Genomic DNA, 15247 nt, shown 5'->3' with positions numbered 1-15247 from the left:
AGGTATTCATGAGGGATTTCTCCCGGCTACAGTCGAGGGCGATGCATCCCTCTGCCGTCGGCGTTCGGCTAGGCCAAAAGCCAGGCCGCCAAGGCCGAGGATGTAACCGATGCCGCCCAGTACGTCATGCCACCAGATCTTTTCCTGATAGGCGTCGATCTGCTCACGCAAGGGACGGATCTGCCGGGCGATGCTTTGGTCGATAAAAATGCGCCAGTCGGTGTTCGAGGCGGGTACTGCCGGCGAAACCGCCGCGATGGACGATGGGTTACTCGCCTGGCTTACTTGCGGGAGAGGCGTTGAGGATGAGAGCGGAAGACGCTCGCGCCCCTCGCCCTGCGAGAGAGGGATTGGAGGCGAGGGGGATAGACTATCTGGCAACTCCTCAGCCCTGATTGTGTAAGTAGCGACATGGCCATCACCGCCGCCTACCGTGATGTGATGGTCGACCCGGCGCTTCGCCTCAATCTGAAAGTGACCTTCATCGTCCGTAGCAGTGGCAGCGAGCACCTTACCGTCGGCATCGGTTACGGTGACCTTGACCTGACGAGGCCGCCCACCGGGAATGAAATAGGCGTAACCCACCAAGCGGGTCCCCTCGGCGGTGGCAAAGACTTTCAGCTTGTGGCTCCAGGCCGGTGCAGCGACGACTGACAAGCTCAGAGCGAGCAAGACCGGAACAAGAAGTCGATCACTCATGGGTATTCTTCCTTCATGCCGGTGAAATTGAGAAACTCAGGTTTAACTCGCAGCAGCAGATCAATGACGGCAGCACTGAAAATGGATTCGATCACCGCCACCGGAATATGAGTAAAAATAATCAGCTTGGCGGCGGCGACGAACTCCTGACCGGACAGAGCAAGCGCCAGCGCCACCAGCAGGGCCGTCAGCATGACCCCGATGTTTCCCGCTAGACCCGCAGCTATTATTGTCCGGCGACGGTTGCCGGAACGAAACAGGGCGACAAACAGAGCGCGGCAGAGCACCGCAGGCAAGGCCATGTTCATCGCATTGACACCCAACACTACCAGGCCGCCGAAGCCGAACAGCACCGCCTGCAGCAAGAGCGCCACCAGAATCGCAGGAAAAGCCGCCCAACCTAGCAAAACGCCAGCCAGGCCATTCAGCATGAGATGCACGGACGATGGTCCAACTGGGAAATGCACGAGCGCCGCGACGAAGAGCACCGCTGACAGTAAAGCCACTTGAGGGATACGCTCGGCCTCCAGCTGCCGAAGTCCGTAGGCACAACCAACCAGGGATAGGGCGGCTCCCGCTACAAGTACCGGGGCGGACAGCACGCCATCAGGAATATGCGCCATGCAGTTCTCCGAAGCCAAGGCGGAAGGATCAGCTTCCTACGTTATTTCATATCGACGGTCTTGACCCAGAGGGTCCCGCCTAATTCAGCATCGGCGGGTTGGCCATCCGGTCCCTTGATCTTGCTATCGACAAGAACATTGAAGCCCCACCAGCCGGCTTTCGGCATAACGTAAGCGAATACCCCATTGGCGTCGGTTTTAACCTCTTGGGTAATAAAAGGATCGGCGGGCGCTTTGACTGAACCGTCGTTAACCCATTCAATCTCCACACGCGCAAACGGCAGCGGCTGGCCGTCCTTGCGCGCCAGCCCTCGAAAAACGCTACCCGTCCACAGCCCGTAGGGACGGGTCAGCGGTTCGATCTCCACCGATAATCCCACCCGGCCGTCCCAGCCCGCGCCTGCGCTGAAATCCACCACTACTTTGGTATAGTGAACGAGAAAAACCTTCTCGGCAGACTCCCAATAAGGGGCGGGTTCAAGATAAAACACATAGTCGCCCGGTTTTTTGATGGGGTAGGCTGCTGTGAACGCCTGTTTGCCGTCGATCTTCACAGGAGTCAGGGATGCGGTAAGATCAATCTTTTCGCCATCGACCAATACGCCGAACTGGGCCGGTTGGCCCATGTCCATGACCGGCCCCCCTTCCATCGGGTGGGTAAACGCCGCCGTGAGCTTAACCGTGCGGTCGCCGGTTTCGGGGACCATATCGGTGGTAGGCAGCAATTCCTGAAAATGGGCCTGGACGATGCCCGGCGCAGCCAGCGCGACGATCAGGGCAAGCGGCGAGAGCCTGAACAGAGCGAACATTAAGCCTCCAAACCAACAGTATGATGATTTTCTTATTCTTCATACCAAATACCAAAAAAACTGCTTTGTCAACTCACCTCGCAAATCATTTTCCTCATTACCCGGCAAAAGGCGGAAGCTGCATGGAACGTGTGACCATATCCCTGGATGACAAGCTGCTGGAAGCGTTCGACGCTTATATCAAACGCAAAGGCTACGAGAACCGTTCCGAGGCGATCCGCGATCTGGTGCGGCAACGCCTGGAGCAAGACCGATTAGAGGAGAATCAGGCCGAACACACCGTTGCCTGCCTTGCCTATGTTTACAACCATCACCAACGTGAATTGGCCCGCCGACTGACTCAGACTCAGCACGCTCACCACCACCTCATGCTGTCGACTCTGCATGTCCATCTCGACCACGAAAATTGTCTGGAAGTCGTGGTCTTACAGGGGAACACCACTGATGTTCGCCATGTTGCCGAAGCGACCATCGCCGAGACAGGGGTGCGTCATGGGAATCTTCACCTCGTACCCGTCGAAAAAGTCACGAATCATCGGGGTCACGAGCATATCCATCCCACAACCTGATGTCGTTTCGAAGTCGATGCCAATAGAGTTCAGCCAAATTTCAGTTTGCGCTTGCAAAATAACAGTGTTATGCCATGATTATCGATATCGGACTCTTTTAGTCACAATTCCAAGGGGTAATAATGATGAATAAGAAATTACTGGGCATCGGTCTAGCAAGTAGCCTTATCAGCCTGGTTTTTTTGACAGTGGCCAGCGCCGCAGATCCAAAACCGAAAGACGTTGCTGAATACCGGCAGTCGGTCTATACGATTATCGGTTGGAACTTCAAACCCATTGGCGCCATGGTCAAAGGCGAGATTCCTTTCGACGCGGCGGCGGTTGCTCGCCACGCGCAATATGTGGAATTGATGAGCAAGGCGGCGCTAGAGGGTTTCGCCAAAGGCTCCGGGCCGGATGCGGTGAAGGGTACCGAAGCCAAACCGGAAATCTGGACCAATTGGGACAAATTTGAATCCGCCATGAATGATTTTCAACAGGAATCCGCCAAATTGGCTGAGGTCGCCAAGGGTGGAGACGAATCCGCCATCAAGGCGCAGTTCGGCAAGACGGCTGAAACCTGCAAGGCGTGTCACAAGGAATTCCGCAAGGATTAAATGCTACTTCAACTTCTCTCTCGTTAGCGAGAGAAAGGTTGAAGTGAGGACTTTCAGCGCACGAGCAGCCAAACGGCGAGCGCCGCAACCGCCAACGCCGCCAGCCCTAGCCAGGGATTCGCCATGCGCGGCGCACGATCAATCTGTTCCGGCGGCAGATGTTTTCGACCGCTAAGCATGGGATGGATCAGATTTTCCCGCTTGACCAGCAGATAAAAGAAAACCGCCGAGAGATGAACGGCGATCATCGCGAGCAGCAGGTTGAAGTTGAACTTGTGGAGAGTCGTTAGCCAATCGCTGGTATCCTTCGACACCCAGGCGTACAGCGGTCCTTCGGTCATGATGTCGTCGTTGGCGAACAAGCCTGTCCCTGCCTGGATCAGCAGCAGAATCAGCAGCGCCAGGATTGACCAGCCGCCCATAGGATTATGGCCGAGATAGTGGGGCGTTTCCCCACGCATCAGCGCCTTGGCGTAAAGCAGAGCCGCGCCGGGACCCCGCACAAAGTCGCTGAACAGGACGGTCTCGCTGCCCACGAATCCCCAGATCAGGCGAAATAACACCAGCGTGAGTACGGCGTAGCCCCCCCAGACGTGATAATCCATGGTGCTGCTTTGCTCAGCGGTCCACCACTGCGCGATTATCAACGCAACCAGAATCCAGTGAAACAATCGGGTTGGCAAATCCCAGACCCTGATGGCTTGTAGAGTTTCATCGTTTTTAATCACTTAAAAATCCTCAATCGGTAGAGTTGCGATGGAGTATATGAGCTTTATATATTGTTACTCTTGGAGAGAAAATAACAATCATTCGCAATTATTCAGTCGCCCACTTGACCTGGAATCCCGGCCTGGGTTAACTTGAGAACTATGAAACACCCACAATCCCATGAACGGTTCGAACTGCGACTGAGCGGCCCGGCCTCCTGAAAGGAGCGCCGGGGTTTGCTGTTGGCCGCTGATCTATTGAACTGCTCACGAGGATTAACCCTATGTTTGTTGGCCCCCGCCGATTCTGCACCAACCTCTTTTGCGCTCCCCGCGCTGATCATCCTGGCTTCACACGCGCCCTTTCTCTGGCTCTGCTGCGACTAAGTCGCGGTCGTCGGGCCTAGCGGCGGCCTGGCGGCTGTATCGCGCCGCATTGCTTTACAGAACCAATGGCCTGACCCTCTCGACCCAATCCATGCGCTGAGTGGGAGAGAGCACCAAATCCTGACCAAGAGAGAGGAATTGCTGATGAAGCACATTGACGCTATCCGAAAATACCGCCCCTTCCCGCCGGTCTGCTTGCCTGATCGACAATGGCCCTCGCGGATGCTCACTCAGGCGCCCGTCTGGTGCAGCGTGGATCTGCGCGATGGTAATCAGGCGCTGATCGAGCCAATGGGTACGGATCGCAAACGCCGTATGTTTGAATTGCTGACGCAAATCGGCTTTAAGGAAATCGAAGTAGGGTTTCCGGCAGCCTCGCAGACCGATTTCGATTTCGTGCGCTATCTGGCTGATCATCAATTAATTCCCGACGATGTGAGCATTCAGGTGCTCACGCAGTCGCGTGAACCGTTGATCCGCCGCAGCTTTGAAGCCTTGCGCGGGGTCAGGAAAGCCGTTGTGCATCTCTATAATTCCACGTCGCCAATTCAGCGGCAAGTGGTGTTTGGGTTGGACAAGGCGGGCATTATCGATATCGCTGTCACCGGCGCCCGGTTGATGCGGGAAATTGCGACGGAGCACCCCGATACCGAGTGGACTTTCGAGTACTCTCCGGAAAGTTTTAGTGCCACTGAACTCGACTTTGCATTGGAGGTGTGCGAAGCCGTGGTCGAAGTCTGGCAACCGACGCCGGAGCATAAAGTCATTTTCAATCTGCCGGCGACCGTGGAAATGGCGACCCCGAATGTTCATGCTGACCAGATCGAATGGTTTTGTCGTCATCTCAGTTGTCGTGGCTCGGTGTTGGTCAGCGTCCATCCTCATAACGATCGGGGCACCGCGGTCGCCGCCGCCGAATTGGCCTTGCTGGCTGGCGCTGACCGGGTTGAGGGTACGTTATTTGGCAACGGCGAGCGCACCGGTAACGTCGACATTGTGACCTTGGCGCTGAATCTGTTTACTCAGGGCGTGAATCCCGGTCTTGATCTTTCCGATATCAACGCCGTGGTGCGCACCGCCGAGTACTGCAATCAATTGCCCGTGCATCCCCGTCATCCGTATGCTGGTGAACTGGTCTTCACCGCGTTTTCCGGTTCGCATCAGGATGCGATCAAGAAAGGACTGCACGCCATCGCCGGGCAGGACATCTGGGATGTGCCTTATCTGCCGATCGATCCCGCCGATGTGGGACGCAGCTACGAGGCAGTGATCCGGGTCAACAGCCAGTCGGGTAAGGGCGGCATTGCCTATCTGTTGGAAAAGGATCACGGCTTGCGGATGCCGCGCCGCTTGCAGATCGAGTTCAGTCAAACCGTGCAGGCCATTGCCGATGCAACGGGCAAGGAATTGAGTTCGGCGGATATTTGGGCGGCGTTTCAGGTGGAATATCTGCAACCAGACGAACCTTTTCATTTCGTGGATTACCGCACCGCGCCGGACAGCCATGCCAACAGTACGCACAAGCTGACGGCAACGATTCGCGAACATGGGATAGAGCGATTGCTTTCCGGCAAGGGCAATGGTCCGATTGACGCCTTTATCGATGCGCTAAACCGGCATTTTGGCTTGAATGTTCGGGTGGTTGACTACCACGAACACGCCATCGGCGCAGGGGCCAACGCCACGGCGGTTTCCTATGTTGAAGTGCGCCTGAATGGCGATGCAATCTCGCTGTTTGGTGTCGGCATCGACAGCAATATTGTGACCGCCTCGCTGAACGCAGTGATCAGCGCAGTCAACCGGGCGCTGCGTCAGTCGGTGGATGAAGAAGAGGAAATGCCACGGGTTGTGGGATTGGATGGTTAGGAGCGTAGCCCGGATGGCGCGTAGCGAAATCCGGGAAAACCCTGACTCGGCCTGACATCGCAAATATTTCGTGATCTTGAGGTTGAATTGTGCATAGCTCATTCGTCAAAATTGGCTGAGAATCCATAAAAAATGAGTCGTCGCATGGCGACGTCCGCCAACCGTTGACTCACCTCTCCCCACCCGCAGCAGGAGATCGATCATGAGCGATGTTGATCCCATCATTGGCAATTGGTACCGCAATCAGGAAACGGGTAACGATTTCGAGGTTGTGGCCCTCGACGAGGATGCCCAAACGGTCGAAATCCAGTACTTTGACGGCGAACTGGAAGATCTGGATCTGGATGCCTGGTACGAACTGCCCATTGATCCCATTGAAGCGCCAGAAGACTGGTCGGGTCCCTTCGATGAAATGGAATCAGACGACCTGGGCTACGAGGAGGACGAATTCAGCGATGAGGACGACCTGCTCGCGGATCGGGATGAATAATTGGACCCGGTATTTACTCAAAATTTCCTACAGGGTTATGCTGCTGTTGGGCGCATGAAGGGATTGCGCCGCAATGCGTCCAAGAGTCTTTGGTTTTTCAATAGGGGTAGCAATAATGGTTTCGCACCGTTCTGGTTTTGTGCTCGTAATACTCCCGACCGCTTTAAGCGCCGCTTGCGCATTCCTGGTTTCGACCGTCTGGGCAGGCGATATTGTGCTTTCCCTGGAAGAGCCGGTTGCCAATAGCACTTACAGCGGCGTGGCGAATATTCGCGGTTGGGTGGTCGGATCAGCAGGCATTAATCGCGTCGAGCTATATGTGGATGGGGTGTTCAAAACCAATATTCCCGTCGGCGGGCGGCGCGCGGATGTTGGCGACGCCTATCCGGATTATCCGGATTCCGCGAATTCCGGTTTCTCAATGGCATTCCCTTATTCAGGTTTGTCAGCCGGTCAGCACACGATCAGCGTTCGGGGGGTCGATCAGGAACAAACGACCAAGGATTCATCGGCTGCATTTAATGTAGCGCGCTTTGATAATTCTTATATTTCCGATGCTTCACTGATCAGTCTTAACGGTGCAACGGTCAGCCATGACAGCGGTCGCACTATTTTTATTAATAATATGACCGCCGATGGCAAGACCTACGATATTCGCCTGGACTGGCGCACCGAAATGCAGGGTTATGCGATCAGTCAGATCATCCCCACGGGGGAGGGTGGACAGGCTCCTGACTTCTCAGGGACTTACCAGTTCACTACTTCCCTGGTCAATGACCCGCCGTGCTTTACTCAGTCATTGCCCAATTCCAATGGAACTCTGACGCTCAACCAGAGCGGCGATCAATTGTCCGGAAATATCGGTAGCTTGCTCGTTTCAGGCGCAGTTGACGAACAAGGAAATTTTTCTCTGATTTCGCCCGTGGCGGAACAAGTATTCGACGACAACTGCAAGCTGCAGGGCTATGTCGCGCAACAAGGAAATTTTATCAATAATAACATCAAGCTGTCTTTCATCTATCAACTGATTGGTAGTTCTGAATCCTGCTCCGGCCAGTGTGTTGATCAGTATCAAGGTGCCATTCAAAAGGCGAGTACTGTTTCAATCAAAACCAGCGATCATTCGGCGCAGCCTGCTATCTCGGGGAATATTCCTGAATCAGGGCTGGAAGGACTCTTGAAGGATCTGAGAAGGCCGATGAATACGTCCGGAGCCGCTCAACGCTGATTCATCGCGAATCTTTCATCGTTCCCGCCGCGCCCGGGCAAAGGCTTCCGCCAAGGCTCCGGGACGCGCTTCTTGTTTCTCCTGGCGCTGTTGTGGCAAAGACTGACGGGGTTCTCGCTTTCGCCGATCCTGAGCGGAGGCCGGTTGTTTAACACCCGGTTCCTTTTGGGCGGAGGAACCGGCAGCCGGTTCACTCAGCCGCAGGGTCAGCGCAATCCGCTGCCGTTTCAAGTCCACTTCCAGCACCTTAACCTTGACCACCTGACCGGCTTTGACGACCTCGCGGGGGTCTTTGACAAACCGGTCGGCCAGCGCCGAGATATGTACGAGGCCATCCTGATGAACGCCGACGTCTACAAACGCGCCGAAATTGGCGACATTGGTGACTACGCCTTCCAGCACCATTCCCGGTTGTAAATCCGCCAGTTTTTCCACACCGTCTTTGAATGCGGCGGTTTTGAATTCCGGGCGGGGATCGCGGCCCGGCTTTTCCAGTTCCGCCAGAATATCGCGCACAGTCGGCAAGCCAAATCGCTCATCGGTGAAGCGGGCCGGCTCCAGCGTCTGGAGAAAGGCGGTATTGCCCAGTACTTCATGTAACCCGCGCCCGCTGACGGCCAAAATGCGCTCAACCAGCGGATAGGCTTCCGGGTGGACCGCGGAACGGTCCAATGGATTATCACCGTTGAGGATCCGCAGGAATCCGGCGGCTTGCTCGAACGTCTTGTCGCCTAACCGGGAAATTTTCAGCAACTGTTCGCGGCGACGGAATGGGCCGTTGGCATCGCGAAACTCGACAATATTGCGGGCCAGAGTGGCGTTCAGTCCAGCGACCCGCGCCAGCAGTGGCGCTGAGGCAGTATTGACATCGACGCCGACTGCGTTCACGCAATCCTCGACTACAGCATCCAACGTCCGCGCTAGACGGGGTTGACTGACATCATGTTGGTACTGCCCGACGCCAATGGCTTTGGGTTCGATCTTGACCAGTTCCGCCAGCGGATCTTGCAGGCGGCGGGCGATGGAGACCGCGCCGCGCAGTGACACATCGACTTCGGGGAATTCCCGCGCCGCCAATTCCGAGGCGGAATACACCGAGGCCCCAGCTTCCGACACCACCAGTTTTTGCAAGCGCAGTTCCGGGTAACGCTTGATCAAATCAGTCGCCAATCGATCCGTCTCACGGGAAGCCGTGCCGTTGCCGATGCTGATCAACTCGATTTTATGCTGGCGACACCGCTCGGCGAGAACCTGCAAACTCGCATCCCACTGGTTGCGTGGGGCATGGGGATAAATGGTCGCGGTATCCACCAGTTTGCCGGTGGCGTCCACCACCGCGACTTTGACGCCGGTGCGCAATCCCGGATCCAGCCCCAGCGTAGCGCGCGCTCCGGCGGGTGCGGCCAGCAGCAGATCGCGCAGATTGCTGGCGAAAACCCGAATGGCTTCCTCCTCAGCCGCTTCACGCACACGTTGCTTGAGTTCGGTATCCAGATGCGGCAACAGTTTGACTTTCCAGGCCCAGCGCGCGGTTTCCCGCAACCAGGCGTCGGCGGGCCGGCCTTCATCGCAAAGGCCAAACCGGGCGGCGACCCGGCGCTCACCGGGGTCCGGACCCGTGGCGTCCGCCTCGCCAACTTCCAGCGTCAGTTGCAGGATCCCTTCATTACGGCCCCGGAACAGCGCCAGGGCGCGGTGCGAGGGAATCTTGTGCAGCGCCTCCCGGTAGTCGAAGTAATCGCGGAACTTGGCGCCTTCCTCCGCCTTGCCTTCCACCATTTGCGAAAGCAGCACCGCGTTTTCCCAGAGGTATTCACGCAACCCGGTCAATAATTCGGCATCCTCGGCGAATTGCTCCATCAGAATCTGTCGCGCTCCGTCCAGCGCCGCTTTCACGTCGGAAACGCCGCCTTCCGCATTGACAAACTCGGTCGCCAGGGTTTCCGGCGACTGCCCAGGATCGATCAGCAAACCGTGCGCCAGTGGCGCGAGGCCGGCTTCGCGGGCGATTTGCGCTTTAGTGCGCCGCTTGGGTTTGTAGGGCAGGTAGAGGTCTTCCAGCCGGGTTTTGGTGTCCGCGGCGAGGAGGGCGGTTTCCAGTTCAGCGTTTAACTGACCCTGCTCACGGATGCTGGTCAGAATGACTTCGCGTCGTTCTTCCAGCTCGCGTAGGTAACCCAGTCGCTCCTCCAGCAAGCGGAGTTGCGTGTCATCCAGCCCGCCCGTGACTTCCTTACGATAGCGGGCGATGAAGGGTACCGTCGCGCCTCCGTCCAGCAGGGTGACAGCGGCTTCGATCTGGGATTCCTGGGCGGCGAGTTCGTGGGCAAGCGTGTTGATGAGGTTCATGGTAGTAGTGATCTGGAGGTTACTGGCCAAGGGTCGGAATTGAAGGCGCTCATCATAACTGATCGTGAGTCAATCCAGGGGCATCGATCACACTGAATTTTCTGATCGAAAAATTCGATATGTTTGAAATTTCTATTCTAAAATTTTGTTATTTTTCAAAATATTATATAATAACGCCCATTATTTATTTAAAGAATAATGACCGGGTATTTTTATTTTTATCTTCTCTTCTATCTTTATACAGTTGGATGCATCCATGTTACAAAATCGGCCCCCGTCCCAGGCGAACTATTGACAACTGGGAAATATGGTTTTGGCGATGGGTGTGTCCATTGGGTGCGTAGCCTTACGCCAGGCTGCTAGATGATAAGACTGCGCGATCAACCAAAGGCAGGAGAAATTAGCGAATGAACAACGCTGAACGAATGCATGAAGCCTATAAAAAACAGTGTCGAACGACACTGATCGCTTTTGTGGTCATTACCTTGATGACCCATATTTTCCCAATGTACTTCTTGTTCCCCGAATTGAACAAGGCGACGATCTTCGGTTTTCCGGCGGACTACTGGCTGACCATTGTGATTGGCTGGTTGGTGCTCATCCCGGTGTACTGGATCTACATCCAGGTCAGTGAAAAGGTTGATCAGGAGATCAATGATTCCAGCAGCGGACAGGCGGACAGCGCGCCAGGAGGTCAGCCATGAGCAGGCTTTTGGCGCTGATTGCCCTGTTCCTGCCGGCGCTGGCTTTGGCGCAGGCGGCAGAACCCAAGTATTACGTCTTTGAACCCTCGGGCGCGGTCTCGACACTCGGCATCATCTATACCCTGCTAATGATGGGTTCCTTCCTGTATGTCGGCTGGATGTCCAAGCGGCGTGTGACCTCCAGCGATGACTACTTCGCTGCCGGTCGCAGTTTTGGCGGACTCTCAAACGGCCTGGCCATGAGTTCCAACTACATGAGCCTCGCCACCTTCCTGGGTTTCACCGCCCTGCTGTGGAAGATGCAGTACTATGTGGTTGCGCTGGTGCTCAGTTTCACCGGTGGCTTCGTGCTAATTTCGATTGCGCTGGCGCCGGCGCTGCGTCGCTGGGGTAAATACACCAGTATGCAGTTTATTGGTGAGCGCTTTGGGCGCACCGCCAAAGTGGTGGCGGTGATTTGCATGATTTTCCTGGCCCAACTCTATCTGATCGGCCAGATGAAAGGCGTCGGCAATGTCTTCCAGGTGATGTTCCATTGGGATTACACCACCGGTCTGGTGGTCGGCGGCCTGGTGGTCACCGCTTACGTCACCATCGGCGGCATGTATGGCCTGTCCTACAACCAGACGTTGCAAGCGATCATCATGTTGATCGCGTTGTACATACCGGCGACCATTATCCTGTTGAAGCTCGGCGCCGGCCCGGCCAGCTTCTTCCCGCCGTTTGGTTACGGCGAACTGGTGCCACAGATGAACGAGGTGATGTCGTCATATTTCAACCCGTTCCTTACCGTGAACGGCACCGTACCGATAAGTTTCAAGTTCTACTTCGGCGTGTTTTTCTCGATTGCTTGCGGAACGATGGGTTTGCCGCACATCGCGATGCGTTATTTTACGGCGCCATCGATCCGCGACGCCAAAGTGTCGACCTTGTGGGGCACCTTCTTTATTGGTCTAGTGTTCTTCACGACCTTCGCCATTGGTTTCGCGGCCAAGCTCTACACCGTGAATGAATTGAATGCGCAAGGTCTGCAAATTCAGCCGAAGGAAGCGGATCTGCTGATCGTAGTCATGAGTCAGGCGTTAACGCCGGGCTGGATCGCCGCGATGCCGGTCGCTGGCGCATTGGCGGCGGGCTTCTCAACCATTGCGGGTTTACTCATGGTGATCGGCACGGGTCTGGGCAGCGATATCTATTCGACGATTAATCCGAATGCGGCGGACCAGAGCAAGATCAAGATGGGCTACGTCTTCACCGCGCTGGGTGGCCTGGCGACCATCGGTCTGGCGCTGAATCCCCCGGACTTTTTGCTAACCAGCGTCATCTGGGCATTCATCGTCGCGGCTTCGACCTTCACCCCCGTCTTGATCCTTGGCATCTGGTGGAAAGGGGCTAACAAGGCTGGGGCAATCGCTGGTCTCTTGGTCGGCGGCATCCTGTCCGGCATCCTGTTTTTCAGCAAGGGTAAGTTGGGTGATTTCACATTGATCGACGCCGGTCCGATCGTTCACCTGGTGACCGGCATCTTCACCATGTCCGCGGCCTGGTTCACAATTGTTGTAGTTAGCCTGCTAACCGGTGGTGAAAAGAACGAAAAGATCTTGCGCGAGATCGACCGCATCCACGGCTGGCAGAACTACGATCCCAAGCGCTATAGCAGCAATACTTTTGCGCTGGTGACCGCCGCCTTTGCCTTGGCGCTAATGATTTGGTCGGCGATACCTGACCCGACTTATGCCAAGAAGCCGGAAGCACCAGCCGCAGTTGCGCCAGCGGCTCCATCAGTGGCTCCGGCTCCGGCTCCGGCTCCGGCGGCAGAACCCGCTCCGGCCCCGGCTCCAGCAGCGGAACCCGCTCCGGCAGCCGAAGCTCCGGCGGCAGAACCCGCTCCGGCGGCTCAGCCAGCCTCAGGCCAACAGTAGCCCGCCTGGCAGGGGCGCAGCATCACTGCGCCCCTACTTCAACGCTTCTGATTATCATGCCAATTCTCGACATTTTTCTCCTGAAGCCACAAGCAGTTATTGACGCCTGCGAAAACCGGCGCGCTCCGCTATGGATCAGCGCTTTTATCATCCTGACCGGAGTTATCTACGGTATTCTGGTCGCGCTTCTGCAACGCAGTCTTGGCGGCGAGTTGCAAGGCATTCCAGTCGCTGATATCCCGTTCTGGGTTCTCATGCTCGGCAATATTCTGCCAGGCATTCTGATCACGATTATGATCCATATTGGCATTATGCTGGTGGCCTGGCTGATGGCCAAGGCGCTGGGGGGCCGAGGTGAACTGGGTTTGCTCTATCGAGCGGGCGGCTACTTGTTGCCATTGACCCTGCCCGCTTTACCGGCAGTGGCGTTCACGGTCGCCACAACCACCACCGCGCATTCTGCGGATACAGGCCCGATACCCTGGCTTTATCTGGCGCTGGCCGTTGCTGGCGCGGCTTCATTTCTCGCGGGCCTCTATCAAATGTTTCGTGTCACGCAAAACTTTCAATCGACGCGCGCCCTGTTCGCCACAGCCTTGTTCGCCGCTTTCTCGGTTTCGATCCTCAGCTTAGCCTGATACTCTTACCCGTTCATTGACGCATGTTCAACGATTGCGGAGGTAGCGGGTGCGATCTCAAACGGCGATTTTCAGCAAACTCGTGCGCGACTTCATGCGCGACCGTCCGCCAACGGTGTTATCGGGCGCGACCTGCGTCGAGGCGATTCGGCGGATGTCTGGCGATCACATTTCCAGTGTACTGGTCATTGACGCAAACGGGCGTTTGCTGGGCATTCTGACCGAACAGGATGTGACGCGGCGGATTGCCTTTCAAATTTCTCCGGAAACCTTGGTCGACCAGGTCATGACCCGCCGGGTGTTGACCATCCCTGCGGGTGAATATCTCTACCACGCCATTGGCCGGATGCGACGCTACAACCTGCGCCATCTACCGGTCCTTGACGAACATCGGGTCGTGGTCGGTATCCTCGATCTGTACGATGCCTTGTCAGCGGCGTCCGCACAGATGGTGCAACAGATCGACCTCATCACCCATGAAGAAACGCTTGAAGGACTCCAAAAGGTCAAGACCGCGCAGGTGGAACTGGCGGCTGAATTGTTGGACGATGGATTGCCTGCGCCCGAAATTCAGGCGCTGCTGACTCACATCAATAATGATATTTACCGGCGTGTTACCGATATGAGCATCGCCAGCCTGGCGAGTGAGGGTTGGGGGAAACCGCCGGTCGATTTCTCAGTCATCGTCATGGGTTCGGGTGGGCGCGGCGAGAACTTTATTGGCCCCGATCAGGATAACGGTTTTATCATCGCGGACTATCCCGATGAGGAGCACAACCGTATTGACGGCTATTTCATGGAGCTGGCCAGCCGGTTGGTGACGACTCTCGACATAGTGGGGCTGCCACTCTGTCGCGGCTACTGCATGGCGATCAATCCGATGTGGCGCAAGACGCTGTCGCAGTGGTTTCGTCAACTGGAGGGCTGGGGGCGCAAGCGCAATCGGATTGCCTTGCAGTTATCAGATATCTTTTTCGATTTCCAGCCGGTGTGGGGACATCATCCGGATTTGGCCCGCCGTTTGCGCAGCCATGTGACTACGATGCTCCGTGCGGATCGGGCTTTTTTGCGAGCGATGTATGAGGAAACCAGTGATCATAACGTGGGTCTGGGTCTGTTCGGCGGTTTCGTCACTGAAAAGGAAAATCCCTACTATCGCGGTCAAATCAATCTTAAACACCATGCGCTATTGCCTTTGATCGAGGCTGCGCGGCTGTTCGGTCTCCGTGAAGGCGTGGAACAGACCGGGACCCTGGCGCGTATCGACGCCCTGCACGATCTGGGTATCTTCAACGCTACCGAACGGGAAGACCTTAAGAATGGATTTGTGCAAATCACCAATCTGCTACTGGCTCAACAGATTGCTGATTTCCGGATTGGCCGGAAAATTACCTACTTCGTACATCCCGATAGTCTGTCAAAGCGGGTCAAGTCGAATTTGGCAGACGCCATGAAAGCGATTGACCGGGTTCGCGACCGGGTTCGCGCCGAGTTGATGAGCAATCTTGCCTGAAACCGGGTCGGGTTTTATCGATTCTTATCAAAGCCTGAATTGGCCAGATCACCACGTCCAGATATGCCTTGGCGACATCAATCCCCACCCAACATTCCGATTCGGCCTAGAATTGGGCGCGTTGTGGGAACCCACGGCAATGGCCCT

The 15247-nt window shown here is 56.0% G+C and carries 14 protein-coding genes; 9 read left to right on the top strand and 5 right to left on the bottom strand.

Features of this window, described 5'->3' with window-relative positions; all coding sequences use genetic code 11:
- Positions 1–6 precede the first annotated feature (6 nt).
- The 3 genes from H6973_12390 to H6973_12380 are packed head-to-tail and all read right to left on the bottom strand — an operon-like array spanning position 7 to position 2131.
- The gene (locus H6973_12390; protein MCP5126392.1) at positions 7–699 is read right to left on the bottom strand and encodes a carboxypeptidase regulatory-like domain-containing protein; all 693 of its coding nucleotides are present in this window, start codon (positions 697–699) and stop codon (positions 7–9) included.
- Entirely contained in the window at positions 696–1322 is a 627-nt protein-coding gene (gene cbiM, locus H6973_12385; GenBank protein MCP5126391.1) for a cobalt transporter CbiM, read from the bottom strand. Before cbiM ends, H6973_12390 begins: the two co-directional genes overlap by 4 nt.
- Positions 1323–1363: 41 nt before the next feature.
- Complete coding sequence (locus H6973_12380; GenBank protein ID MCP5126390.1) at positions 1364–2131, bottom strand: DUF4198 domain-containing protein; 768 nt, start codon at positions 2129–2131, stop codon at positions 1364–1366.
- A gap of 122 nt (positions 2132–2253) precedes the next feature.
- Here H6973_12380 and nikR point away from each other — a divergent pair, with 122 nt between their 5' ends.
- Together nikR and H6973_12370 are read left to right on the top strand one after the other, a co-directional pair.
- Positions 2254–2700 (top strand): nickel-responsive transcriptional regulator NikR, encoded by a 447-nt coding sequence (nikR, locus tag H6973_12375; GenBank protein ID MCP5126389.1) that lies wholly within the window; start codon positions 2254–2256, stop codon positions 2698–2700.
- Positions 2701–2825: 125 nt separating this feature from the next.
- Entirely contained in the window at positions 2826–3296 is a 471-nt protein-coding gene (locus H6973_12370; protein ID MCP5126388.1) for a cytochrome c, read from the top strand.
- A 53-nt stretch (positions 3297–3349) separates the two neighbouring features.
- On the opposite strand, the gene H6973_12365 is transcribed toward H6973_12370, so the two are convergent.
- Positions 3350–4021: a cytochrome b/b6 domain-containing protein gene (locus H6973_12365; GenBank protein ID MCP5126387.1), complete on the bottom strand. Its 672-nt coding sequence runs from the start codon at positions 4019–4021 to the stop codon at positions 3350–3352.
- A gap of 513 nt (positions 4022–4534) precedes the next feature.
- On the opposite strand from H6973_12365, the gene leuA reads away from it, so the two are divergent.
- The 3 genes from leuA (at position 4535) to H6973_12350 (ending at position 7974) form a co-directional block, all read left to right on the top strand.
- Entirely contained in the window at positions 4535–6256 is a 1722-nt protein-coding gene (gene leuA, locus H6973_12360) for a 2-isopropylmalate synthase (GenBank protein ID MCP5126386.1), read from the top strand.
- A gap of 202 nt (positions 6257–6458) precedes the next feature.
- Entirely contained in the window at positions 6459–6746 is a 288-nt protein-coding gene (locus H6973_12355; protein ID MCP5126385.1) for a hypothetical protein, read from the top strand.
- 115 nt (positions 6747–6861) lie between these two features.
- On the top strand, positions 6862–7974 hold the full coding sequence (locus tag H6973_12350; protein MCP5126384.1) for an Ig-like domain-containing protein: 1113 nt from the start codon (positions 6862–6864) through the stop codon (positions 7972–7974).
- A 15-nt stretch (positions 7975–7989) separates the two neighbouring features.
- On the opposite strand, the gene H6973_12345 is transcribed toward H6973_12350, so the two are convergent.
- Positions 7990–10323 (bottom strand): RNA-binding transcriptional accessory protein, encoded by a 2334-nt coding sequence (locus H6973_12345; GenBank protein MCP5126383.1) that lies wholly within the window; start codon positions 10321–10323, stop codon positions 7990–7992.
- A gap of 407 nt (positions 10324–10730) precedes the next feature.
- On the opposite strand from H6973_12345, the gene H6973_12340 reads away from it, so the two are divergent.
- Genes H6973_12340 through H6973_12325 form a run of 4 tightly spaced genes read left to right on the top strand, consistent with a single transcriptional unit; the run spans position 10731 to position 15100 of the window.
- On the top strand, positions 10731–11027 hold the full coding sequence (locus H6973_12340) for a DUF4212 domain-containing protein (protein MCP5126382.1): 297 nt from the start codon (positions 10731–10733) through the stop codon (positions 11025–11027).
- Complete coding sequence (locus H6973_12335) at positions 11024–12949, top strand: cation acetate symporter (GenBank protein MCP5126381.1); 1926 nt, start codon at positions 11024–11026, stop codon at positions 12947–12949. The genes H6973_12340 and H6973_12335 overlap by 4 nt, the downstream gene beginning before the upstream one ends.
- A gap of 56 nt (positions 12950–13005) precedes the next feature.
- Positions 13006–13587: a YIP1 family protein gene (locus H6973_12330; GenBank protein ID MCP5126380.1), complete on the top strand. Its 582-nt coding sequence runs from the start codon at positions 13006–13008 to the stop codon at positions 13585–13587.
- A gap of 49 nt (positions 13588–13636) precedes the next feature.
- Positions 13637–15100 (top strand): CBS domain-containing protein, encoded by a 1464-nt coding sequence (locus tag H6973_12325; protein ID MCP5126379.1) that lies wholly within the window; start codon positions 13637–13639, stop codon positions 15098–15100.
- The last annotated feature ends 147 nt before the right edge of the window (positions 15101–15247 follow it).

The sequence above is a fragment of the Gammaproteobacteria bacterium genome (assembly GCA_024235095.1).
GTDB lineage: Bacteria > Pseudomonadota > Gammaproteobacteria > Competibacterales > Competibacteraceae > UBA2383.
This window is presented reverse-complemented; position numbering and strand designations above follow the sequence as displayed.

Excerpts from the sequence above, each read along its gene's own strand:
- H6973_12390 (MCP5126392.1), bottom strand. The coding sequence starts at position 699 with ATGAGTGATCGACTTCTTGTTCCGGTCTTGCTCGCTCTGAGCTTGTCA.
- cbiM (MCP5126391.1), bottom strand. The coding sequence starts at position 1,322 with ATGGCGCATATTCCTGATGGCGTGCTGTCCGCCCCGGTACTTGTAGCG.
- H6973_12380 (MCP5126390.1), bottom strand. The coding sequence starts at position 2,131 with ATGTTCGCTCTGTTCAGGCTCTCGCCGCTTGCCCTGATCGTCGCGCTG.
- nikR (MCP5126389.1), top strand. The coding sequence starts at position 2,254 with ATGGAACGTGTGACCATATCCCTGGATGACAAGCTGCTGGAAGCGTTC.
- H6973_12370 (MCP5126388.1), top strand. The coding sequence starts at position 2,826 with ATGAATAAGAAATTACTGGGCATCGGTCTAGCAAGTAGCCTTATCAGC.
- leuA (MCP5126386.1), top strand. The coding sequence starts at position 4,535 with ATGAAGCACATTGACGCTATCCGAAAATACCGCCCCTTCCCGCCGGTC.
- H6973_12355 (MCP5126385.1), top strand. The coding sequence starts at position 6,459 with ATGAGCGATGTTGATCCCATCATTGGCAATTGGTACCGCAATCAGGAA.
- H6973_12350 (MCP5126384.1), top strand. The coding sequence starts at position 6,862 with ATGGTTTCGCACCGTTCTGGTTTTGTGCTCGTAATACTCCCGACCGCT.
- H6973_12345 (MCP5126383.1), bottom strand. The coding sequence starts at position 10,323 with ATGAACCTCATCAACACGCTTGCCCACGAACTCGCCGCCCAGGAATCC.
- H6973_12340 (MCP5126382.1), top strand. The coding sequence starts at position 10,731 with ATGAACAACGCTGAACGAATGCATGAAGCCTATAAAAAACAGTGTCGA.
- H6973_12335 (MCP5126381.1), top strand. The coding sequence starts at position 11,024 with ATGAGCAGGCTTTTGGCGCTGATTGCCCTGTTCCTGCCGGCGCTGGCT.
- H6973_12330 (MCP5126380.1), top strand. The coding sequence starts at position 13,006 with ATGCCAATTCTCGACATTTTTCTCCTGAAGCCACAAGCAGTTATTGAC.